Here is a 23,839-nt window from a genome sequence, read left to right as displayed (position 1 = left end):
CGGTTTTACCGTCCGGCTGTTTGCTGTTTTCCGCCTTTTTTCACCCTTCCAGAGCTTCAGCGGTTTCCGCCCTTTTCGACCAGTTCGTTTTGTTCGTTGAATTCCAGCTCTATCACCGTCGAACGGGTATAGCGGATGATGGTATCCAGCCGCTTGCGCTCGTCCGGCGCGTAGAACACATAGGAGACGCCCTCTTTTTTTGCGCGGCCGGTACGCCCGATTCGGTGGGTATAATACTCGTTCTCAAGCGGGATTTCGTAGTTGACCACTGCATCCACATCGGTGACGTCGATCCCGCGCGCCGCTACATCGGTTGCAACCAGGATGTCGATCCCTTCCCCACGGAATGCAGCCATGATCTTATTCCGTTCGCTCTGCCGCATGTCCCCGTTGAGGCAGTCGGCGTTAAAGCCGCGTTCCCGCAGAAGGCCCGCAAGGCTGGTGGTGCTGTATTTGGTGTTGCAGAAGATCATGACTTTACGGTAGTCGTGAATCTGCAAAATATAGACCAGATCTGCCAGCTTTTGGCGTCCGGTACTCTCAAGCATATACTGGGTGATCTTCGGCTCGCTCTCCTTCACAGGCTCGACCGTCAGTTCGACCGTATCCCGCTGGTAGAGCCAGCCGATGTCCATGACCTCCCGGGAGATCGTTGCCGAAAACATTACCATCTGCTTGTCCTTCGGCAGACGGTCAAGAATCTTGCAGACATCCTTATAGAAGCCCATGTCGAGCATCTCGTCCGCCTCGTCGAGTACAGCAATCCGGGTTTTAGAAAGATTGATCGTTCTGCGGTTGAGGTGGTCAAGCATCCGGCCCGGGGTCGCGACTACGATCTGCGCACCGCGCTTGAGCGCTTTGATCTGCCGGTCGATCGGCTGTCCGCCATAGACCGCCACGACCTTGATCTCCGGCCGGAAAAAGGCGAGCTGCCGCAGCTCTTCGGTGATCTGGGTGCAAAGCTCCCGGGTCGGGCAGAGGATGACCGCCTGCACCTGGTTTGCCTGCGTGTCGATCTTCTCGATGATCGGCACGCCAAATGCGCAGGTCTTGCCGGTCCCGGTGGGCGCCTTGGCAATGATCTCGTGTCCCTCCATCATCACCGGGATCGCTTTTTCCTGTATCTCGGTCATCTCGGTAAATCCCATCCGGTCAATCGCTTTCTGAATCTCTTCTGAAAGATTCAGTTCGCTGTAATTTGCCATTTTCGTTCCCCTCCATCTCGTTAATGTCTATTATACCACACCCCCATTCCCACGTAAAGACAAGGTTGCCGGAATCTGACGGGAAAAAGCATTTTCAGTAGAAGCCACGATTTTTTGTCTGTTTTTTTGCGCAATCAAAAGCCCGTCTCCTTTGTAAGTGAAAAAGCATCCTACAAAATCTATGGAACAGGCTTCCCCTATATTCAACCAAACCCAAAAGAAAAAAGGCCAATACTGTGCCATAGCTGCACAGCATCAGTCTTTTTTCAGTCCTATAAGTAACCATTATTATTTCAATCCACAGGGCGTTGGTCCACGATTCCCTGACAAGATTAGTTTATCGAATCTGGCTCCAAAAGTCAATCCCATGTATGTATCATACAAATTATTTTAATAAAGGTTATTTATAATATATATTGATTCAGCTCTATAAATACTATATAATGTTGGATAGAGAAGTTTCTTTGGAATTTTTGTTTGCGGGAGGTTGATACGGTATGTTCGACTTTAAGGACTTGATGAGCTTTGGATTATTTCTTCTGGCGTTGCTTACTTATATATCCCAAAGCAGTTGAAAAGCCCCCTGCTGATCGCAGGGGGCTTAGAGTATGCTTTAAATGAAGCGTCCAGGGTTGATCTTGATGCCAGGACCCATGGTGGTAGCGACCACACAGGATTTGACATACTGGCCCTTTGCCGCAGCGGGTTTCGCCTTGACGATCGCGCCGAGCAGGGTGTCGAAGTTCTGCTGGAGCTTCTCCACGCCGAACGAGACCTTACCGATCGGGCAGTGGATGATGTTGGTTTTGTCGAGACGGTACTCGATCTTACCGGCTTTCGCCTCCTGAACCGCCTTGGCGACATCCGGGGTGACGGTGCCCGCTTTCGGGTTCGGCATCAGGCCGCGGGGGCCGAGAATTTTACCGAGACGTCCCACAACGCCCATCATATCCGGGGATGCGATCACAACGTCGAACTCCATGAAGCCTTCCTTCTGGATCCGCTCCATCAGGTCCTCCGCGCCGACGATCTCCGCGCCTGCGTCGAGCGCTGCCTGTGCTTTGTCGGCCTTCGCAAAGACCGCTACCCGCACCTTTTTGCCGGTGCCGTTGGGCAGAACGACCGCGCCGCGAACCTGCTGGTCAGCATGACGGGAGTCTACGCCCAGGCGGACATGGACTTCGACCGTCTCGTCGAATTTGGCCTTGCCGGTTTTGGTGCACAGATCAAGCGCTTCGGCGGTGTCGTACAGCTTCAGATGCTCAACAAGCTTTGCGCTTTCGGAATATTTCTTACCGTGTTTCATCTAAATATTTCCTCCTTAGAGTGGTCATTAACGGAATTTTCCTCCCACCCGGGCACTTTAGTCCGCGACTTCAATACCCATGCTGCGGCAGGTACCGGCAATCATGCTGATCGCGGAGTCGATATTGGCCGCGTTCAGGTCGGGCATCTTGGTCTCAGCGATCTTCTGAAGCTGCTCTCTGGTGATCTTGCCCACCTTGGTCTTGTTGGGCACGCCGGAGCCGCTGTTGAGGTTGAGTGCCTTTTTAATCAAAACAGCCGCAGGGGGCGTTTTGGTGATAAAGCTGAAGGAACGGTCGGCATACACAGTGATGACAACCGGGATGATGAGGCCGGCGTCGTTTTTCGTACGCTCGTTGAATTCCTTGGTGAATGCCATGATGTTGACGCCATGCTGACCCAGCGCAGGGCCGACCGGCGGAGCAGGCGTTGCCTTGCCTGCCGGGATCTGTAGTTTGATAAAGCCAACTACCTTTTGAGCCATTGAAAAGCACCTCCAAAATTAGTGGTTCATTCCGGGCGGCGGAACCCGCCGGCCCTCCCACAAGCCGGCTCACGCCGGCCCATATCGCCGGATTTACACCGGCACCCTCTGAAAAGATTTAGTCCAGGGATTCAATCTGGTCAAGCTCCAGCTCGACGGGAACATCCTTGCCCATCATCGAGACGGTCACCCGCACCACCGAGTTCTGAAGGTCGATCTCATCGACCACGCCGATGAAGCCTTCGAGGTAACCGTCCGCCACCCGGACCGAATCGCCGACCGAGAAGTTGACCTCGACGTTGCGGACCTCGACGCCCAGCCGCGCGACCTCTTCTTCGGTCAGCGGGACCGGCTTGCTGCCCGGCCCGACAAAGCCGGTGACGCCGCGGATGTTGCGCACGATATACCAGCTCTCGTCGGTCATAATCATCTTGACCAGCACATAACCGGGGAAAATTTTGCGCTCCACATCGCGCTTTTTGTTGTCCTTGATTTCCGTGACCGTTTCAGTGGGAACCTTTACCTCGCCGATCAGGTCGTGGAACTTGCGGTTTTCAACCGCTTTTTCGATGTTAGTGGCCACCTTATTCTCGTAGCCGGAATAGGTATGCACCACATACCATCTCATCGAATCTGACATGCGCGTACCTCCCACCAGTTCAGATCGGAATTTCGGGACGCCGTCACAGTAGGCTGAGGAAGAATTTAATCAGATAGGAAGTGATGATGTCCAGACCGCCGATAAACACCGCCGAAACCGCCATCACGCCCAGCACGATGCCGGTATTGTTCATGGCGTGCTTTTTGTCCGGCCAGACGATCTTTTTCAGCTCGCCCTTCACGTCCTTGAAAAATTTCTTGCTCTTCGCGATGAATCCGGGTTTTTTCTGCACCGCATTATCTGCCATGATAAGACCCGCCTTTCATCCTTACTTGGTTTCCTTGTGCAGCGTGTGCTTCCGGCAGAACTTGCAGTATTTGTTCATCTCAAGCCTGTCCGGATCGTTTTTCTTGTTTTTCATCTTGTTGTAGTTGCGCTGCTTGCACTCGGTGCAAGCCAGGGTAATTTTCACTCGCATGTTTCGGCACCTCCTGATTTTACCGGAATTTTTTGCCTCCCTCGTAAAGGAAACACTGTGGTTTTGGACATAAAAAAATAACCCTTTTAGAGGTATCCTTATTGTATCACAAACCAGAATGGCTCGTCAAGCAGCAGTTTATGCAGAGTTGTATCAAAAATCCATCCGGTTTTTGGGTAATTTTGCGCATAACCGCCGGATATGGTACCGCTTTTTGCAAAAAGGGCTTGACTTGGAGCGGGCTTAAAGTGTTATGGTATAATCAGGACACAGCGTACTAGTGGTTCCACAGGCTTTGAGAGCCGCCGAAAGGCGGCTCTCAGCGCGGAGCAAAGGCTGGTGAAACGTTTGGAACCTGCTGGGCATCTTTGGAAGAGGGCTTTTTTGCAAGTGAAAAAGACCTCTGGCTTTAATCCAATGAATTCAAGGGGGCAGCGCTCTATGACAATCGCTGAAGTGAGCAAAAAATATGACATCACTGCGGATACGCTGCGGTACTATGAGCGGATCGGACTGATCCCGCCGGTACCACGCAACGGGAGGGGTATCCGGGACTATGATGAAAGGGCCTGTGCCTGGGTAGAATTCATCAAATGTATGAGGGGCGCGGGCTTGCAGATCGACGCGCTGATAGAGTATGTGTCCCTCTTCCAACTGGGGGACGCTTCAACAGCCGCCCGCAAACAAATCCTGATGGACCAGCGGCAGCAGCTCGCTGAACGGATCACGACGATGCAGGAGGTGCTTGACCGCTTGGACTACAAAATTTCGATCTACGGGGAAACCGGCTTTGAAGGTGAAGCCGAACTTCGCTGATATTAGATAAGGGGGCCGCTTTGGGAAGGCGGCTCTCTTTTAATGTGGGCAAATTCCCGCTGCGGCGCAGGAATACCTGTCCCGCCGGGAGCATATGGATAATGCAGCCTGCCGCGATTGCCAGCGGTGCAGAAATGTGGTATAGTCTAGGAAATCAAAATACCCCGAACTGTTTTCTGATGAAGGAGCCTTTTATGAAACATTCCCATCTTTTGAAACCACTTTCCACTCTGCTTGCGGTTCTGTTTTGTCTGCAGCTGTCCTCCTGTACGCCGGCAAAAACGACGGCCGAAGCATTTGACGATTTTGTGGAGGAGCTGCCCACGCAGGTCATAGGCGCAAACAATCTTTCACTGAATGTCCTGTTTGAGAACCCGCAGGACTACGGTTTTCCGACGGCTCTTTACGAGCTGCCCTATTCGGATGAGCAGGATTATCAGGATTCGATCGAATGGGCGGACGCGCTGTTGGAGGTGCTCGGGCAGTTTCCCTATGAAGAGCTGGACAGCCGGCAGCAGCTCACCTATGATGTCATCAAGGATTATTTTACAAGAAATAAAAAATTACAAGAATATTACTATTTGGATAATAAATATCTGGGGAGTTTCCTGGGCTATCAGGCAAACCTGCCGATCCTGCTCGAGAATTTCACTTTTAACCGGAAAAGTGATCTGGACAGCTATTTCAACATCCTCGAAACAGCAGAGGAGACTTTCCTCAAATATGCGGAACTGGAGAAGGTGCGGCTGGAAAACGGGTATGGGATGAGTCAAAAGATGTTGGATCTGGTGATCGCCCAGTGTGAGACTTTTGCCGCAGATGGGGAACCGTTCCTGATCGAGTCGGTCAACAGGCGGATCGACCAGGCGGATTTTCTCTCGGACAAAAAGAAAGCGCAGGCAAAGCAAAAGAACGAAACCCTCCTGAAAAACGACCTGCTCAATGCCTACCGCTCGCTGGGGGACGCGCTTTCGAAGCTGAAAGGCACCGAAGAGATGGCTGGTCTGGCACACTTTGAGGGCGGGAAGGAATATTATGAGGCGCTGGTACAGGCGGCCGTTGGCACTGACCTGACCATTCGGGAGATCAAAGCGCTGCTCTCGGAAGAGATGGACCGCGCGATGCTTCAATATTCCGACATCATTGACGCCAACCCGACGTTCGACTATCTGCTCGCTGAACCATATTACGGCGGCTTTTCCTCCGCGGAGGAGGTCGTGGACTATCTTGCCGAGGCGGTCGCCGCAGATTTTCCGCCGCTTGAGCAGCTCAACTATGAGGTCCGCCAGGTGCCCGACTCGATGAAGGAGAATTTCTCTCCGGCGGCCTATGTCGTGGACACGATCGACAGCCCGCTCTCCTCCCCCCAGATGATCTACCTGAACGGGGCGTTTGACCAGTCGCTCTTCCCCACCCTCATGCATGAGGGATATCCCGGGCATATGTACCAGGGCATCTACTATAAAAGCCTACAGGCGCCGACCATCCGATATATACTCGACTATAGCGGATATTCGGAGGGATGGGCGACCTATGTGGAGGAGTTCGCCCCCTACTATGCCCTGGACCAGAACCCTGCCAATGAGATCATGGCGGGTTCCGGCCGGGTCTCAATGATCTACACCTGCCTTTTTGACATCGGGGTCCACTATGACGGCTGGGACTTTGCGGAATTCTGCAACCGCTTCCAGATCGTTTACGGCGAACAGGACCCGGAACTGCTTGAACAGAACTATCTGTTGTTCCTCGAGTCGCCCGGAAACTATCTTAACTATGATCTGGGGGCGCTCCTGTTCTCCCGCCTGCGGGAACGGGCGGAGGAACAGCTGGGAGAAGCCTTTTCCCCGATAGAATTCCACAAGGTGATCCTCGACACCGGAGCCGCCAGCTTCCCGATCCTTGAGAAGCAGATAGACCGGTATGTGGAGGGAACCCGCGCTTCTGCATCCGCACAGCAGCTTCCGCAGGCGGCGTGATGCAGCCGGGATGGCCAGAGCCAGGAGGGGGGCTTTTTCTCCTGTAAAAAGCCCCCTGCAAAACCCTGCCCAGATTCCCGGCAGGGATAGCAAAATATCCTGATGCTGGCAACTTTTTTTGGCGCGTTTATAAAAAAGATTCTTTTTTGCCTTTTCACCAATCTGACAGGGGTAAAATTGTGCTTATATCCAAAATTAGGGGGATTCTCTAAAAAGAGGTTGACAAATGGGCTTTTTTGCAATATGCTTAGTAACAGAAAGACGTGCTCGTGCACGATGGTTTTGCTTCAGTCGGTTTGACGAAAAAAGGATTTGTTTTTTTAAAATTTTTTTGTGCTCGTGCACGCGTCCGGAGTGGTATCCCACCGCCGGAAGGCGGTCAAAATATGAACCATGTAAAACAGGAGTGAAGGAAATGAAAAAGATTTTAGCAAGTATCCTCGCATCCGCCATGATGCTCTCACTGGCGGCCTGCGGCGGCAGCGCTCCGGCAGAAAGCTCGAGTGCAGCTCCGGCGGCTCCGGCAGCCCCCGCAGCTTCGTCCGAGGCCCCTGCGGGCGGTGATGCAGCACCGGCAGGCGGCGGCAAGGTCGGCGTTTCGATGCCGACCCAGAGCCTCCAGCGCTGGAACCAGGACGGTTCCAACATGAAAGCCGAGCTGGAAGCGGCCGGCTATGAGGTCGACCTCCAGTACGCGGGCGACAACGACATCCCGACCCAGGTTTCCCAGCTCGAGAACATGATCTCGAATGGCTGTGAGGCGCTGGTTGTAGCGGCGATCGACGGTTCTTCGCTGACCGAGGTTCTCAAAGGCGCCAAGGATGCGGGCATCCCGGTCATCTCGTACGACCGCCTCATCATGAACAGCGATGCGATCTCCTACTACGCGACCTTCGATAACTACAAGGTCGGCACCTTCCAGGGCAACTTTATCAAGGATGCGCTGGATCTGGACAACGCGGAAGGCCCGTTCAACATCGAGCTGGTCACCGGCTCCCCGGACGATAACAACGTCAACTTCTTCTTCGGCGGCGCGATGGACGTGCTGAAGCCGTACATGGACAGCGGCAAGCTGGTGGTCCTTTCCGGTCAGACCGAGAAAGCCCAGTGCGCAACCCCGAACTGGTCTGCTGAAGAGTCCCAGAAGCGGATGGAAAACCTCATCACCTCGAACGGCTACGGCCCCGAGGGCACCAAGCTCGACGCAGTCCTCTGCTCGAACGACTCGACCTCCTACGGCGTACAGAACGCGCTGACCGCTGCGGGCTACACCGCGGAGAACATGCCGGTCATCACTGGTCAGGACTGCGACAAGCCGAACGTCAAGAACATCGTCGCCGGCCTGCAGGATATGTCGGTCTTTAAGGATACCCGTACGCTGGCCTCCCAGGTCGTCAAGATGGTGGATGCGGTTATGCAGGGCACCGAGCCGGAGATCAACGACACCGAGACCTATGATAACGGCACCGGTATCATCCCCTCCTACCTCTGCGATCCTGTGATCTGCACTGTCGATAACTACAAAGAACTGCTCATCGACAGCGGTTACTACACCGAGGCGGACGTGGCGTAAATTCTGAAATAGGGCTGACCGTCCCCAAACAAAAACGGACGGTTTGCGGGCGGATAGAGCGGAAGTTCTGTCCGCCCGTTTTGAAACTTGTTTGGCATCTTTAGCAGGGGGCTTTTTCTCTTGCAAAAGCCCCCTCTTGCCGTTTCACGGCAATTCACCCGAAAAATGCGCTTCTCAGGCGGGCGCGCCGCGCGCCCAAGCAGGAATTCCGCCGTGTACGCGCGGCGGCGGGGGCCCTGCCCCTCGGCCCCGCCGCCTTTGAAAAGGCGGGCGAAACTTTTGGTTTTAAGGGAAAGTTAAAAAATTTTTTGAGGAACGCTTTTGATACCAGACAGGGTTCTATCTTGAACCGGATTGAAGGAGGGATTCCATTTGGCAAACACCTTACTCGAAATGAAGAATATCGTGAAGCTCTTCCCCGGTGTACGCGCGCTCGACAACGTCAATTTACAGGTGGAAGAAGGCGAGATCCATGCGCTGGTCGGCGAGAACGGCGCGGGGAAATCCACGCTGATGAACGTCCTGAGCGGCATCTATCCCTATGGCAGCTACGAGGGGGAGATCGTCTACCAGGGGCAGCGGTGCGAGTTCCACAAGATCAAGGACAGCGAGAGCCGCGGCATTGTCATCATCCACCAGGAGCTGGCGCTGGTTCCCTATCTGACGATCGGCGAGAACATGTTCCTCGGCAACGAGCGGGGGAAAAAGGCGCGGATCGACTGGGACGAAACCTACAACAAGGCGGATGAGCTGCTGCGGATGGTTGGGCTGAACGAATCATCGCGCACGCTGATTAAGGACATCGGCGTGGGCAAACAGCAGCTGGTTGAGATCGCAAAGGCGCTCGCCAAGAACGTCAAGCTGCTGATCCTCGACGAGCCTACCGCGTCGCTCAACGAGACCGATTCCCAGAAGCTGCTTGATCTGATGCTGGAGTTCAAGTCGCAGGGTATGACCTGTATCATCATCTCCCACAAGCTGAACGAGGTTTCGTATGTGGCGGACAAGATCACGGTGATCCGCGACGGCTCCACGATTGAAACACTCGTCAAAGGGGTGGACGATTTCAGCGAGGAACGGATCATCAAAGGGATGGTTGGCCGCGAGCTGACCGACCGGTTCCCCAGGCGCGAACCGAAAATTGGGGATGTCAGCATGGAAGTGCGCGACTGGACAGTATTCCATCCGCTCTATGAGGGGCGCAAGGTCTGCGACGGGGTCAATATCAACGTCCGGCGGGGCGAGGTGGTCGGGATCAGCGGCCTGATGGGCGCGGGACGCACCGAGCTTGCCATGAGCATCTTTGGGAAAAGCTACGGCGCAGATATCTCGGGCGCCCTGCTGATGGACGGCGCCGAGGTGCACCTGAACAGCGTACAGGACGCGATCAACCACAAGCTGGCCTATGTCACCGAGGACCGTAAGGGCAACGGGCTGATCCTGAGCACCCCGATCCGTGAGAACACCACGCTCGCCAAGATGGACAAAATCAGCCGCAACAAGGTGCTTGACAAAGACCTCGAAATCCAGGTAGCCAACGAGTACCGCGAGAAATTACATACCAAGTGTGCGAGCATCGAGCAGCCGGTGGGCAACCTCTCGGGCGGCAACCAGCAGAAGGTGCTGCTCGCAAAGTGGATGTTTGCGGACCCGGAAGTGCTGATCCTCGATGAGCCGACCCGCGGCATCGACGTCGGCGCGAAATACGAGATCTACTGCATCATCAACCAGCTGGTCGCGGAAGGGAAATCGGTCGTGATGATCTCTTCCGAGCTTCCGGAGGTCCTGGGCATGTGCGACCGGATTTATGTTATGAATGAAGGCCGGATCGTCGGCGAACTCTCCCGTGAAGAGGCAAGCCAGGAGTCCATTATGTCCTGCATCCTACAATCAAGCAAAGGAGCGGAAGTCAAATGACAAAAACAAAAGAGATTCTCAAGAAGAATACCATGCTCATCGCGCTTGTGGTAATCATGCTGCTGTTCCAGGTGCTGATTTCCGCGGCAGGCAAAGGCTCGCTGTTTGCGCCCGCCAACGTCACCAACCTCATCCTCCAGAACAGCTATGTCGTGATTCTCGCGGTTGGTATGCTGCTCTGCATCCTGACCGGCGGCAACATCGACCTGTCGGTCGGCTCGGTGGTTGCGCTGGTCGGCGCGATTGCGGGCGTCATGATCGTCAACCACAAGATGAACGTCTATCTCACAATCATCACCTGCCTGCTCATGGGCATCCTGATCGGCGCGTGGCAGGGATTCTGGATCGCCTATGTGCGGATCCCGGCGTTTATCGTCACCCTCGCGGGCATGATGCTCTGGCGCGGGCTTGCGCTGATCGTCCTCGACGGCCTGACCATCTCCCCATTCCCGGATGAATACCTGCGCTATTTCAGCAGCTTCCTCCCCGGCTCCGGAGCCGAAAAGAGCCTGGTCTTCGGTGTGACCCTCGCGGTCGGTGCGGTCCTCTGTGCGGTGTATGTGGTCCAGCAGCTCGCCGAACGCAACAAAAAAGCCCGCAAAAACTACGAGCTGGCACCTGCCGGTATGCTCTGGGGACGCCTGGTTCTGATCTGCGCGGTCGCGATGGCGCTTTCGTTCCTGCTCGGCAAGAACAAGGGTATTCCGGTCGTGCTTATCCTGCTCGGGGTGATCGTCCTGGTCTACAGCTACTACACCCAGAACACCGTCCCCGGGCGTTATCTCTACGCGATGGGCGGCAATGAGAAGGCTGCGAAGCTCTCGGGCATCAACACCAACCGTACTCTGTTTTTCGCCTATACCAATATGGGCTTCCTCTCCGCAGTCGCGGCGCTCGTCTGCATCGCGCGGTTCAACTCGGCAGCCCCTTCGGCGGGCACCAACTACGAGCTGGATGCGATCGGCGCCTGCTATATCGGCGGTGCGTCCGCGTACGGCGGCACTGGCACCATCGGCGGTGCGGTCATCGGCGCAATCTTTATGGGCGTCCTGAACAACGGTATGTCGATCCTCGGCATCGACTCCAACTGGCAGAGGGCGGTCAAAGGTCTGGTCCTGCTGGCAGCGGTTGTCTTTGACGTGCTCTCCAAAAAGCGTTCGACCAAAGCATAAGGGGGGACGGTCACATGAACTATCTGATTGGTATTGATCTGGGTACCTCGGGTACCAAAACCGTCCTGTTCGATCAGGATGGGAATGTTGCCGGTTCGGCAACGGTGGAATATCCGCTCTACCAGCCCCAGAACGGCTGGGCGGAGCAGGACCCCGCTGACTGGTGGAATGCGGCGGCGGCCACCATCCGCCGGGTGATGGATGAGAGCGGCGTCGCGCCTGAAGCGGTCAAGGGAGTCGGCCTTTCGGGACAGATGCATGGGCTGGTCATGCTCGATGAGGCGGGCGAGCCGCTGCGCAAAAGCATCATCTGGTGTGACGGGCGCACCTCCCGCGAGTGTGCGGAGATCACCGAACGGGTCGGCAGGCAGCGGCTGATCGAAATCACCGCCAACCCCGCGCTCACCGGGTTCACCGCAGGGAAAATCCTGTGGGTGCGCCGCAACGAGCCGGAGCTGTATGAGAAATGCCGTCATATCCTGCTTCCGAAAGATTATATTCGCTATAAGCTAACTGGCATATTCGCAACCGAGGTTTCGGATGCATCAGGGATGAACCTGCTTGACGTCCCCAACCGCTGCTGGTCGGACGAGATTCTCGACAAACTAGGGATCGACAAATCCCTGCTTGCGAAGATGTACGAGTCCTGCGAGGTCACCGGGCAGGTCACAGCTGAGGCCGCGGCGATCACCGGTCTTTCGGCGGGTACCCCGGTCGTGGGCGGCGCGGGCGATAACGCCGCTGCGGCGGTCGGCACCGGTGTTGTGGAAACCGGCAAGGCGTTCACCACGATCGGCACTTCAGGCGTCGTATTCGCGCATTCGGATAACGTCACAATTGACCCGGAGGGCCGGGTACATACCTTCTGTGCCGCAGTGCCGGGCGCATGGACGGTCATGAGCTGCACCCTTGCGGCAGGGCTGTCGCTTAAATGGCTGCGGGACAACTTTTTCACCGAGGAGATGCAGACTGCGGCGGGCATGGGGGTGGACCCCTACTATCTGATGGATCAACAGGCCGGGCGGATCCCGGTCGGAGCCAACCGTCTGCTTTTCCTGCCCTATCTGATGGGTGAACGGTCCCCGCTGCTCGATGAGAACAGCCGTGGTGTATTTTTCGGGCTGTCAGCGATCCACACCAAGTATGACCTTCTGCGCGCAGTGATGGAGGGTGTCACCTATTCCCAGCGGCAGTGTCTCGACGTCCTGCGCGGGATGGGCGTCGTCTCGACCGAGATGCTCGCCTGTGGCGGCGGCGGAAGCAGCCCGCTCTGGCGGCAGATGCTCGCTGATGTCTACGGCTGCCCGGTCAAGACGGTTGTTTCCAAGGAGGGTCCGGCGCTCGGTGCGGCGATCCTCGCCGGCGTGGGCGCGGGCTTGTACCCCAGTGTGCAGGATGCCTGCCATGCCATGATCCGCACCAACCCTGCCCAGCAGCCCGATCCGGAAGCCTCTGCCCGGTATGAGCCGTTCTACCAGCTTTACCGGTCGCTTTACCCCGCCCTGCGGGAGAGTTTCCACACGCTTGCTGCCCTCTAAAAGCCAAAAGTTTTGTCCATCTTTTCAAAGGCAGAGGGATTGCCAGGCGCATGTTGCTTTGGATTCCAGGCCAAAACAACGCCCGTCGCTTCTCGGGCTTTCAGCCCGGACTGCGAGCCTCAGCGAGCGTCTCGAGGCCAACCGCCGCAGGCGGCTCTTGGGCCGGGATCGCGCTTCACGCGATGCTCGGGCAGGATGCGCCTTGCAGGATAGGGGTCAGCGACCCCTCCCCGCAGGCCCCATCCCGGCAAGCTGGGAGCGGTTTCCTTTTACCCAATCTAGGGGCTGTTTGAAAAATCGAAATAGCCGTCTTTTTCTACAAAAAGCGGCAGCTGCCGCGTCAAAAATGCGCGGAATACAGCAAGTATTCCTGTGCTTTTTTCCTTGCAACCGCTCGCTTTTTACGAACCATCCGTCTATTTCTCTATTTTCAAACAAGCCCTGAAGTTTTAGTCAATTTTTTTCAAAAAATTGCGGGGTCGGGGGCAGAGCCCCCCGCCGCTATCACGAAGGAGGGAACCATCCGATGAAATCCGTATTTGACAAGGAGTTTGCTGTCTATGGCAAGGTGATCGAGGGCTACGACTTTGCGCCCCTGCTCAGGCTGGTTCGTGAGACGAGCGAAAAACCGGCTGATCATACGATTTATGTCCCGAGCGACCCGACGATCGAGGCGCTGCCGGTCTCCCAGCAGGTCGCGGAAAGGGTGTTCGGCGGGATGCCGGTGCAGGTTGGCTACTGCAATGGGCACAACCAGCAACTGAACTGTCTGGAATACCACCGCAACAGCGAACTGAATATCCCGGATGATGACATGGTTTTTCTGGTTGCATCGCTCCAGAAGGTGCAGGACGGCAGGCTGGATACCAGTGAAGTCGAGGCATTTTCCGCCCCGGCGGGAACCGCGGTTCTGCTCTATGAAACCACCCTGCACTATGCGCCGGTAACTATGCCGGGCAAGGAGGGCTTCCGGGTGGCGGTCGTACTGCCGCGCGGCACCAATACTGATATGCCCGCCATCCAGCCGGAAACGCTGGAAGACCGGTTCCTGCGCGCCCGCAATAAATGGCTGATCGCACATCCGGATTCAAACGAAGCGAAGGACGGCGCATTTGTCGGCCTGAGCGGGGAAAATATCACCATCAAGTAAGGAGAGAAGACCCATGAAAAATATCCCTGAAGTCAAGCTTGGTATCATCGCAGTCTCGCGTGACTGCTTCATCGTTTCGCTGTCCGAGCGCCGCCGCAAGGCGATCGTGGACGCCTATACCGCAAAGGGCGGCAGCATCTATGAATGTAAAATTGCGGTGGAAAACGAAAAAGACATGCTGAAAGCGGTCGAGGATGTCAAAGCTGCGGGCTGCAACGCGCTGTTCGTCTATCTGGGCAACTTCGGCCCCGAGACCCCTGAAACCCTGATCGCGAAACAGTTCGGCGGCCCGGTGATGTATGCTGCGGCTGCTGAGGAAACCGGCAAAGACCTCATCAACGGGCGCGGCGACGCCTACTGCGGCGTGCTCAACTGCTCCTACAATCTCGGCCTGCGCAAGCTGAAAGCGGTGATCCCCGAGTACCCGGTCGGCACTGCCGAGGAAATCTGCGGGATGATTACCGATTTCCTGCCGGTTGCACGCACCCTGATTGGGTTGAGCTCGCTCAAGGTCATCACCTTTGGGCCGCGTCCGCAGGATTTCTTTGCCTGCAATGCGCCGATCAAAGCGCTCTATGACCTCGGCATCGAAATTCAGGAAAATTCTGAGCTGGACCTGCTGGTTGCCTACAAAGCGCATAAGGGCGATTCCCGGATTGAAGAGGTGGCCGCGGATATGGCGGCTGAACTAGGCGTACAGGGCAACCAGTATCCCGACCTGCTGCCCCGCATGGCGCAGTTTGAGCTGACCCTGCTCGACTGGGCGGAGGCCAACAAGGGCGCGCGGGACTATGTCGTCTTCGCGGACAAATGCTGGCCCGCGTTCCCGAAGGAGTTCGGCTTTGAGCCGTGTTATGTCAACAGCCGGCTGGCTTCGCGCGGCATCCCGGTTGCCTGTGAGGTGGACATCTATGGTGCGGTCAGCGAGTATATCGGCGCCTGCATCACAGGGGAGCCGGTCACCCTGCTCGATATCAACAACTCGGTTCCGGCTGACCTGTTCAAAGAGGATATCGAGGGCAAATATCCGTACACCCTGCGTGACACCTTCATGGGCTTCCACTGCGGGAACACCCCGTTCTGCCGCCTGAAAGCAGGCGCGGTCAAATACCAGCTGATCCAAAACCGTCTGCTCGAGAACGGCGGCGATCCGGACTTCACCCGCGGCACCCTCGAGGGCGACATCGCGGCAGGCGGCATCACCTTCTTCCGGCTGCACTCGAACGCGGACACTTCGCTTCAGGCGTACATTGCACAGGGCGAGGTTCTGCCGGTGGCAACCCGTTCGTTCGGCGGCATCGGCATCTTCGCGATCCCCGAGATGGGCCGGTTCTACCGCCATGTGCTGATCTCCAAGCGGTATCCGCACCACGGCGCGGTGGCATTTGGGCACGTTGGCAAGGCGCTTTATACCATCTTTGACTATCTCGGTGTGCCGGATATCGCGTTTAATCAGCCGAAAGGGATGCTTTATCGCGACGAAAACCCATTCGCATAAGGCATATTGGCACAAATCTCTGGTAATCCTGTCGAAAAAGGTGTAGAATAGGAATGGGCGGAGCGGCTTTCTGCCGCTCCGCCCATTGTTTCAGGGTGAAAATGGGGAGAGGTGAAGTCCAATGCCGGCCACAATCAAACAGATCGCAGCGGCTGCGGGGGTGTCCCGCGGGACGGTTGACCGGGTGCTGCACAACCGGTCCGGGGTCAAACCCGAAATCGCGGTTCATGTGCGCCAGATCGCCAAAGACCTGGGATATGAGCCAAACCGCGCAGGCAAAATCCTCGCAGCGCGCAAACAGCCGCTCAAGATCGGCTGTTTCCTGCCCGGCATTGGAAATGCCTTTTATGAAGATGTCGTTGCAGGCTTCCGGCAGGCGGAGGCGGAATACGCGGACTTTGGCGTAACTGTCGAGCTGTCGCGGGTTGCGGGGTACGATGTGCAGACCCATATCCAGGCGATCCAAGGCCTGGTGGACGCGGGCTGTCAGGCGCTTTGTGTCTCCACAGTCGATACCCACGAGATCCGCAGCTTTCTCAACCGGCTGATCGAATCCGGGATACCGGTTATCACGGTCAACACTGACCTGACCGGCACCAAACGGCTCTGCTATGTCGGGTCGGATTACCTGCGCGGGGGCAGTGTTGCCGCCGGGCTGCTTACGATGATGAACCCATCCCGGCTTAACCTGCTGATCGTGACCGGCTCCCTCAAGATCAAGGGCCACAACGAGCGGATCCGCGGTTTTTCCCGTACGCTCCGGGAGAAAAAGGTCCCCTACAAGCTGGTGGATGTCTTTGAATCGCTGGACAACGATGAGTACGCCTATCAGCCTACGATGAAGGTGCTGTGTGACCATCCGGACATCAACTGCATCTATATTGTTGCGGCCGGCGGGGCGGGGGTCTGCCGGGCAGTCACCGAACTGGGGCGGCAGAACCGGATTTATGTGCTTTCGTATGACGAGATTGAAACCACCCGGCAGCTTGTCCGGGACGGGGTGATTGACTTTACAATCGGCCAGGAACCGGTGGAACAGGGACGATGCTCCATCCAGCTGATGTTCGATTACTACATGAGCGGGAAACGGGTGGTCCCACAGGACCATATTACCGATACGGTCATTAAGATCAAGGAAAACATTGACTGACCAAAGGAAAAGCGCAGGGATACAACCGTATTCCTGCGCTTTTTTCAGACATTGTTTATGATTCAGAGACATCAGCCGGCCGGTTTCCCGTATGCAGCAGTGCGCGGATTCTAAGCCGGAACAGGATGATGCAGGTCACCGCAGCGATCGTATCCGCAACCGGCTCCGCGATGATAACGCCCCAGACCGGGGATGGCAGCAGCTTGGGCAGGAAGAGGATCAGCGGGATCAGCAGGATCAGCTTGCGCAGCGCGGCAATGAAGATCGAGACTTTCGCCTGCCCCAGCGCGACAAACGCCTGCTGAAACGCGATCTGGAACCCAAAGATCAGGATACCGAGGAAAAATACACGCATGGTCTGGGCGGTCAGGCCGATCAACTCCGGGTTGCTGGTGAACATCCGAACCGGGATGGTGGGAAAAAAGACGGTGAGCGTCCAGACTACCCCGGAGAACAGGACACAGAAAAAGGTGCTGTATCGGATCGCCGAGCGGACGCGGTCATGGTCACCCGAGCCGTAGTTGTAACCAATGATCGGCTGCGCGCCCTGCGCGACCCCCATAGCCGGCATCAGCGCAAACTGCATCACGCTGTTGAGGATGACCATTGCGCCCACATAGAGGTCTCCGCCATAGTAGGCGAGGGAGGAATTGAAGGCCACCTGTACAAGGCTTGTGGTGCTCTGCATGATAAACGGGGACATCCCCAGCCCCAGGACATTGCACGCAATCTTCCACTCAAATTTCATGTTTTTGACCCGCAGGCGCAGGTTGGAGCGGCCCAAGAAAAAGAACGACAGCACCCAGACAGCCGAGACGGTCTGAGAAATGACAGTGGCCCATGCGGCGCCGCGCACCCCCAGGCCGAACCCGAAGATCAGGATTGGGTCGAGGAGGATGTTGAGGGCAGCGCCGATGCAGACGGTGAACATCGCCGTTTTGGCGAACCCCTGCGCCGAGACAAACTGGTTCATCCCCAGCGCAAGCTGTACACTGATCGTGCCGGTCAGATAGATCTGGAGATAGCTCGAGGCGTAGGGCATGGTATCCGGGCTTGCGCCGAAAAGCGGAAGCAGATAGTTCTGGGCAGGCAGCAGCAGGACTGTCAGGACCAGTGCACAGCCGATCAGCATCGAGAAGCAGAACCCCAGTATCCGCTCCGCGCCCTCCCGGTCGCCTTCGCCCAGCTTGATTGACGAAAGCGGTGCACCGCCAAAACCGATCAGGGCGGAAAACGCGGAAACCATCATGATGATCGGGAAGGTGATCCCCACGCCGGTGAGCGCCAATGTGCCGTCCCCGGGCATCTGCCCAATGTACATCCGGTCCACAATGTTGTAAAGTGCGTTGATGATCTGTGCGGCGATCGCAGGCGCCGCAAGCGAAACGATCAGTTTGGGCATCCTTTCATGGGAGAAACGATAGTCCATGTTCTGGTTCATTCTGTTTCCTCTTTTCCAACGGATGTGATTTTTTTAATGTCAGATAATTTGCCGCGATTGGGAGCTGGGCTGGTATTGCGGGCCATCGGGGCAGGAGCAGGCTTTGCCTGCGCATCGTCCTGGCCATCAAACGTGGTATATCAGCTATTATACCACGTTTGATGGCAAATCGCAAAGTGGTTTCCCCATGCCCCCACTTTAAAAAATCATAGAAGGGGCGAACCGGTGCATAAATATAGGGCAGGGGTGGTGCATATGGTATTCGATGCAGGATGCTACGGTCCGGTTGAGGTTGACCAGGTTGTTGACCTCGGGGACAGGGAACGCGGGATCCTCCATCCGGATGGGGTCTATAGCAAGAGGATTTATACACGCTGGAAGAAAAACGGGGCCTGCTCCCAGAGCACCCTGCTGCCGCCGGAAGACCTGTCTCCCGAAGCGCGGGAGCGTGTCCGGCAGGATGTGATCCGCATTGGGGAAGAGCTGCTGAAGAAAAAGGAAAGGGTAAGCTTACCGGATCGTCAGAAAACCTTTTGATTGGATCAAAAAAGCAGGCCGCGAAAAAGTTCGCGGCCTGCTTTTTAAAGTTTTTCAATGACATCTGCGGCGCTGTCCATCCAGTCCCCCTCGAACAGCTCGATCACCCCTTGATCCGCCGACCGGGAAAGTGCGGGGTCAACCGGCAGCTTGGCGAGCACCGGAAGCTGATAGGAGGCGGCGATCTCGTCGATATGGCTTTCACCGAACAGCGCAATCCGTTTGCCGCAGTCCGGGCAGGAGACATAGCTCATATTTTCGACCAGACCAAGGATGGGGATCTGCATCATGTTCGCCATCTTGACCGCTTTTTCCACGATCATCGAAACCAGCTCCTGCGGGGATGCAACCACGACAATCCCATCCACAGGGAGGGTTTGGAAGACAGTGAGCGGTACGTCCCCGGTTCCGGGAGGCATGTCTACAAACAGGTAGTCGACATCCTGCCAGATCACATCGGTCCAGAACTGCTTGACCACCCCTGCGATCACCGGGCCGCGCCAGACAACCGGATCGCTCTCGTTTTCGAGCAGCAGGTTTACCGAGATCATGTCAATGCCGGTTTTGGTTCTGGCCGGCAGGATGCCCTCTTCGGTGCCCATTGCCTTCTCATGGATGCCGAACACCTGCGGGATCGAAGGCCCGGTGACGTCCGCATCCAGAATGCCGACCTTGTGGCCGCGGCGGCGCATCAAAACCGAAAGCATCGAGGTGACCATGGATTTGCCGACGCCGCCCTTGCCGCTCACCACCCCAATGACTTTGCCAATCCGGCTTTGTGGGTGGGGAGGCTCCCGAAAGTCCTCAGGGGCGCTTTTGCGCTCGGAGCAGTCCTGCCCGCAGGTTTCGCAGTTATGGGTACATTCGCTCATTCTACATTGCATCTCCTTATTATTTGCTTGGTGGAATCCCATTGCTTTCAGTATATTGTGTCCGGAGGGAATTGTCAAATGCAGCCAAAAACCCCGGGCGGGATACCAGGTATCCCGCCCGGGGTTTTTGGAAGAGTAAAAAGAAGAGGAGGAGATATGATCTATAAAAAGCCTGTGCAGGCGTTATCGTTTGTCTGTCCCGCCCGCCGGACCGGTGTTCCGCCCATCCGGCAGGCTAACAGTTGTTGTTTATTTTATCTGGTGGTGAGAGATGGTGTCTGCATTCAGTTGGTCATCCGCATTGCCCCTTCCCGTTTGGCATGGCTATATTATAAAAGGCAAATATGAAATCCGTTTGAAGAGAATTTAACATTTAGTATGAAAAAATCTTTCTAAATTATTTCGAAAGGAAGGGTTTTGTCGAATTTGCCTATATCAGCAGATGTTTTTTCGTTAGATTGATGAGGCTGCCTCCACAAAAAAGAACAGAAAAAAAGCAAAAGAAATTGTTGACAAACAGCTGAACGAGTGGTATAACTCTATGGTAACACGAGAGAAGAGCGAAAAAGACGATGTTTTCGCTCTTCTCCTCTTCTTGTTCAGGAAACAACGGCCTTTGGGCCAGAGACTAGGGGCTGTTTGAAAAATCGAAATAGCCGTCTTTTTCTACAAAAAGCGGCAGCTGCCGCGTCAAAAATGCGCGGAATACAGCAAGTATTCCTGTGCTTTTTTCCTTGCAACCGCTCGCTTTTTACGAACCATCCGTCTATTTCTCTATTTTCAAACAAACCCTAGAGAGTGAAGAACGTCTATGGGCGCTCGATACAGAAGTTAGGAGGTTTTGTGATTTGGAATCCTATCGTTACATTTTCGATGTCGCGATTATCCTGCTGGCGACAAAATCGTTTGCGATCCTGACCAAGCGGGTTGATATGCCGCAGGTCGTGGGCGCGCTCATTGCGGGACTGGTTTTGGGGCCGAGCATTCTGGGACTGATCTCCCCCACAGAGTTTCTGTCCCAGATCTCGGAACTGGGGGTTATCGTGCTGATGTTCGGTGCGGGGCTTCAAACCGACATGAAGGAGCTGACCCGGTCGGGCGGCTCTTCCTTCCTGATCGCCCTATGCGGCGTTCTTGTCCCGTTGGCAGGCGGTTTTTTGACTGCCGCAGCCTTTAACAGCGGTCACGAGGTATTCTGGGAAAACATGTTTGTAGGCACCATCCTCACTGCAACCTCGGTTTCGATCAGCGTTGAGACCCTCAAGGAGATGGGCAAGCTCTCCACCCGGTCAGGCAACGCGATCCTTGGAGCCGCACTGATCGACGACATCCTCGGACTGATCCTGCTCACCTTTATTACCAGTGCTTCCGACCAGTCGGTCAGGCTGGGGGTGGTGATGCTCAAGGTTGTGCTGTTCTTTGCCGTGACTGCGGTGCTTGGAAAGTTCCTCCACACCCTGATCCAGAAATGGATGGACTCGGCCTCCTGGAACAGGAAACGGTTCGCGATCATCTCGCTGGCGTTCTGCTTCTTCTATGCCTACATCGCAGAAGAGGTGTTCGGCGTGGCGGACATCATCGGCGCCTTCTTCATCGGGCTGATGATCTCGAACACCACCCGCGCCACCTATGTCAACTCCAAATGCGAGACCCTTTCGTATATGTTCCTCTCCCCTGTCTTTTTCGCGAGCGTGGGCCTGAAAGTGTCGCTCGACTCGATGACCCTGCCCACCGCGCTGCTGACCGTTGTTATCGTGCTGGTAGCGGTATTCAGCAAGATCATCGGATGCGGGCTGAGTGCAAAAATCTGTGGTTATACCAAAGAGGAAGCGCTCCGCATCGGTGTGGGCATGGTCTCCCGTGGTGAGGTGGCCCTGATCGTGGCAAACAAGGGAATCGCCAGCGGGATGATGAATCCGGTTTTTCTGGTGCCAGTGGTGCTTATGGTGGTGGTGACAACGGTCATTACGCCGATCATGCTCCGGGCGGTCTATCCCAAACGCAAGCCCGAAGAGGAAGCAAAAGAACTGGTCCACAGCGACCTGGTCGAGGGTTATCAGGAAATCCGGGATTTCGACCTCGCTTCCCAGACCATCCTCGATATGCACAACGTCCTGCAGGGCAAACGTCCGGACGGCCGTTCCAAATAATCCGTAAAAGCGGCTCTGTGCGGGGATTCCGGCTTTTCATTCTGGAAAAACCGTGTTATACTATAATATTAAGAGCCTGTTCCGCGTCGCCGATCCTGCCGCTCTCCGGATGCCAAAAAGCGGAATCCCTGCTTGCAATTACATAGTCCGCCGCTGAAAGCAGGTATTTGCGTTCAGCGTTTTGGCTGTTCATCAGAGATCAGAGGGGGCTTTTTCCTGGAAAAAGCCCCCTTCTTCAGGACGGGAATCTGGCACAGCCTTAGACAGTAGCAGGGGACAGATTGCTCTTGAGGAAACACGGAGGGAGAAACAACAAGATGTTTGCACGTTATCTAAACGACCTGAAAAAGGAGTTCCGGGGGTACAACCTTTCGACACTGCTCAAAGACCTGCTTGCGGGCCTGACGGTGGCAGCGGTGGCCCTGCCGCTCGCGCTGGCGTTTGGCGTCTCAAGCGGCGCGGATGCCGCCTCCGGGCTGATCACGGCGATCGTTGCGGGGGTCTGCATCAGCCTGTTGGGGGGCGCATTCTATCAGATTTCCGGGCCAACCGGCGCAATGGCTGCGATCCTGATGTCGGTTGTGGCAAACTACCAGATGCAGGGGGTGTTCCTCGCCACACTGATGGCGGGTATCCTGCTGCTGCTTGCGGGGCTCCTGCGGCTGGGGCGCCTGACCACCTTTATTCCCGCGCCGGTCATCACCGGATTCACGTCGGGGATCGCGGTCATCATTGCGCTGGGGCAGGTGGACAACTTTTTCGGCGTGACTTCGCAGGGGGACTCGGCGGTCGCGAAGCTGCTGAGCTACCGAACCCTTGGATTTTCCCCCAACTGGACCGCAGTGGGCATCGGGCTTTTCGTGGTGGTGTTTATGCTGGTTTTCCCGAAAAAATGGAACAGCATGGTGCCGGCCTCGCTGATCGGCATCGTCCTTGCCACAGCCTTTGCGATCCTGCTGGGGCTTGACGTTCCGTCTGTGGGCGAGATTCCCAAAACCCTCTTTCCGGAGAACCGGCTCAGCCTCTCGTCGATCTCGCTTGAGCGGATCAACGGCCTGCTCGGCCCGGCGATCAGCATCGCCCTGCTGGGGATGATCGAAAGCCTGCTCTGCGGTGCGTCGGCAGGAAGGATGACCGGCGTACGGCTGAACAGCAACCAGGAGCTGATCGCGCAGGGGATCGGGAATATGCTCGTCCCATTTTTCGGCGGCATCCCGGCGACCGCCGCAATCGCCCGGACCAGTGTGGCGATCAAATCGGGTGCGAAAACCCGTCTGACCAGCATCTTCCATGCGGTCGGGCTGCTGCTCGCAATGTTTGCGCTCGGCCCGGTCATGTCCCGGATTCCGCTTTCCGCGCTGGCTGGCGTCCTGATGGTGACCGCATGGCGGATGAACGAATGGCATGCGATCCGGTATATCTTCTCCCACCGGTTCAAGGGCGCGATGCTCCAGTTTTTTGTGACGATGGTCGCAACCGTTCTGCTCGATCTCACAATGGCGATTGTAATCGGGATTGCGGCAGGGCTGCTCGTGTTTATCAGCCGGAGCTGTTCGCTTGAGGTGGCGGTGGAAGACGTGGACCTCACCCGGCTCGGCCTGGACAGCGGGGACGGACGCGGAAACAACTGGGCGGTTGTCTATATCACCGGCCCGATGTTCTTCATGACTGCGGATGTGATCGAGCAGAAACTCGAGGAGCTTGCAGAGAAAGAACTGATTATTTTTTCGATGCGTGGGGTGCCCTCGGCGGATATCACCACCACCCAGATGCTGATTGACTATTATCGGGAAGCGACCGGCAAAGGCAAGCGGGTGCTCTTTTCGTCGCTCCAGCCGACGGTACGCCGGAATTTTGAGCGGGCGGGCCTGGTCGAGATCGCCGGAGAGGACGCATTTTATTTCAGCGTCGACCGGGTGCTCAAGACCATGCTTTGAATCCCTGCCCAACGGAGCCGGCCTTTTGGCGTATATGCG

The 23,839-nt window shown here is 56.1% G+C and carries 20 protein-coding genes; 12 read left to right on the top strand and 8 right to left on the bottom strand.

Features of this window, described 5'->3' with window-relative positions; translation table 11 throughout:
• Positions 1–56 precede the first annotated feature (56 nt).
• The 6 genes from C814_RS20785 to rpmG form a co-directional block, all read right to left on the bottom strand.
• Entirely contained in the window at positions 57–1,205 is a 1,149-nt protein-coding gene (locus C814_RS20785; protein ID WP_016317429.1) for a DEAD/DEAH box helicase, read from the bottom strand.
• A 613-nt stretch (positions 1,206–1,818) separates the two neighbouring features.
• Positions 1,819–2,511: a 50S ribosomal protein L1 gene (gene rplA, locus C814_RS20780; protein WP_016317428.1), complete on the bottom strand. Its 693-nt coding sequence runs from the start codon at positions 2,509–2,511 to the stop codon at positions 1,819–1,821.
• Positions 2,512–2,568: 57 nt separating this feature from the next.
• Positions 2,569–2,994, bottom strand: a complete 426-nt coding sequence (rplK, locus tag C814_RS20775; protein WP_016317427.1) for a 50S ribosomal protein L11 — start codon at positions 2,992–2,994, stop codon at positions 2,569–2,571.
• A 118-nt stretch (positions 2,995–3,112) separates the two neighbouring features.
• Positions 3,113–3,634, bottom strand: coding sequence for a transcription termination/antitermination protein NusG (nusG, locus tag C814_RS20770; RefSeq protein ID WP_016317426.1), 522 nt, complete (start codon positions 3,632–3,634; stop codon positions 3,113–3,115).
• A 43-nt stretch (positions 3,635–3,677) separates the two neighbouring features.
• Positions 3,678–3,902 (bottom strand): preprotein translocase subunit SecE, encoded by a 225-nt coding sequence (gene secE / locus C814_RS20765; protein ID WP_016317425.1) that lies wholly within the window; start codon positions 3,900–3,902, stop codon positions 3,678–3,680.
• 21 nt (positions 3,903–3,923) lie between these two features.
• A complete protein-coding gene (gene rpmG / locus C814_RS20760) occupies positions 3,924–4,073 on the bottom strand; it encodes a 50S ribosomal protein L33 (RefSeq protein ID WP_016317424.1) in 150 nt (49 codons plus the stop codon).
• Positions 4,074–4,514: 441 nt separating this feature from the next.
• On the opposite strand from rpmG, the gene C814_RS20755 reads away from it, so the two are divergent.
• The 9 genes from C814_RS20755 to C814_RS20715 all read left to right on the top strand — a co-directional run bounded on the left by C814_RS20755 (position 4,515) and on the right by C814_RS20715 (position 16,863).
• Entirely contained in the window at positions 4,515–4,889 is a 375-nt protein-coding gene (locus tag C814_RS20755) for a MerR family transcriptional regulator (protein WP_016317423.1), read from the top strand.
• A 194-nt stretch (positions 4,890–5,083) separates the two neighbouring features.
• Positions 5,084–6,865 carry a DUF885 domain-containing protein gene (locus C814_RS20750; RefSeq protein WP_016317422.1) on the top strand — a complete coding sequence of 594 codons (1,782 nt, stop codon included), beginning with the start codon at positions 5,084–5,086 and terminating at the stop codon, positions 6,863–6,865.
• A 415-nt stretch (positions 6,866–7,280) separates the two neighbouring features.
• Positions 7,281–8,438: a multiple monosaccharide ABC transporter substrate-binding protein gene (gene chvE / locus C814_RS20745; protein WP_016317421.1), complete on the top strand. Its 1,158-nt coding sequence runs from the start codon at positions 7,281–7,283 to the stop codon at positions 8,436–8,438.
• 393 nt (positions 8,439–8,831) lie between these two features.
• A complete protein-coding gene (gene mmsA, locus C814_RS20740; RefSeq protein WP_369750579.1) occupies positions 8,832–10,355 on the top strand; it encodes a multiple monosaccharide ABC transporter ATP-binding protein in 1,524 nt (507 codons plus the stop codon).
• On the top strand, positions 10,352–11,527 hold the full coding sequence (gene mmsB, locus C814_RS20735; RefSeq protein ID WP_016317419.1) for a multiple monosaccharide ABC transporter permease: 1,176 nt from the start codon (positions 10,352–10,354) through the stop codon (positions 11,525–11,527). The genes mmsA and mmsB overlap by 4 nt, the downstream gene beginning before the upstream one ends.
• Positions 11,528–11,541: 14 nt before the next feature.
• A complete protein-coding gene (gene xylB, locus C814_RS20730) occupies positions 11,542–13,065 on the top strand; it encodes a xylulokinase (protein WP_016317418.1) in 1,524 nt (507 codons plus the stop codon).
• Between the two features lie 526 nt (positions 13,066–13,591).
• Positions 13,592–14,215 (top strand): DUF4867 family protein, encoded by a 624-nt coding sequence (locus C814_RS20725; RefSeq protein WP_016317417.1) that lies wholly within the window; start codon positions 13,592–13,594, stop codon positions 14,213–14,215.
• 13 nt (positions 14,216–14,228) lie between these two features.
• Positions 14,229–15,713 (top strand): L-fucose/L-arabinose isomerase family protein, encoded by a 1,485-nt coding sequence (locus tag C814_RS20720; protein ID WP_016317416.1) that lies wholly within the window; start codon positions 14,229–14,231, stop codon positions 15,711–15,713.
• Positions 15,714–15,834: 121 nt separating this feature from the next.
• The gene (locus C814_RS20715; protein WP_016317415.1) at positions 15,835–16,863 is read left to right on the top strand and encodes a LacI family DNA-binding transcriptional regulator; all 1,029 of its coding nucleotides are present in this window, start codon (positions 15,835–15,837) and stop codon (positions 16,861–16,863) included.
• A 55-nt stretch (positions 16,864–16,918) separates the two neighbouring features.
• Here C814_RS20715 and C814_RS20710 read toward each other — a convergent pair whose 3' ends face one another.
• On the bottom strand, positions 16,919–18,304 hold the full coding sequence (locus tag C814_RS20710) for an MATE family efflux transporter (RefSeq protein WP_016317414.1): 1,386 nt from the start codon (positions 18,302–18,304) through the stop codon (positions 16,919–16,921).
• A 225-nt stretch (positions 18,305–18,529) separates the two neighbouring features.
• Here C814_RS20710 and C814_RS20705 point away from each other — a divergent pair, with 225 nt between their 5' ends.
• Positions 18,530–18,841, top strand: coding sequence for a hypothetical protein (locus C814_RS20705; protein WP_155846450.1), 312 nt, complete (start codon positions 18,530–18,532; stop codon positions 18,839–18,841).
• Between the two features lie 44 nt (positions 18,842–18,885).
• Here C814_RS20705 and C814_RS20700 read toward each other — a convergent pair whose 3' ends face one another.
• Positions 18,886–19,713, bottom strand: coding sequence for an Mrp/NBP35 family ATP-binding protein (locus tag C814_RS20700; protein ID WP_016317412.1), 828 nt, complete (start codon positions 19,711–19,713; stop codon positions 18,886–18,888).
• An 848-nt stretch (positions 19,714–20,561) separates the two neighbouring features.
• On the opposite strand from C814_RS20700, the gene C814_RS20695 reads away from it, so the two are divergent.
• Positions 20,562–21,863: a cation:proton antiporter gene (locus C814_RS20695; protein WP_016317410.1), complete on the top strand. Its 1,302-nt coding sequence runs from the start codon at positions 20,562–20,564 to the stop codon at positions 21,861–21,863.
• A 317-nt stretch (positions 21,864–22,180) separates the two neighbouring features.
• Complete coding sequence (locus tag C814_RS20690; RefSeq protein ID WP_016317409.1) at positions 22,181–23,800, top strand: SulP family inorganic anion transporter; 1,620 nt, start codon at positions 22,181–22,183, stop codon at positions 23,798–23,800.
• The last annotated feature ends 39 nt before the right edge of the window (positions 23,801–23,839 follow it).

The organism is Anaerotruncus sp. G3(2012) (assembly GCF_000403395.2).
Classification (GTDB): Bacteria; Bacillota; Clostridia; order Oscillospirales; family Ruminococcaceae; genus Anaerotruncus.
The sequence above is the reverse complement of the archived record's forward strand: the minus strand, read 5'-3'. Positions and strand labels throughout refer to the sequence as shown.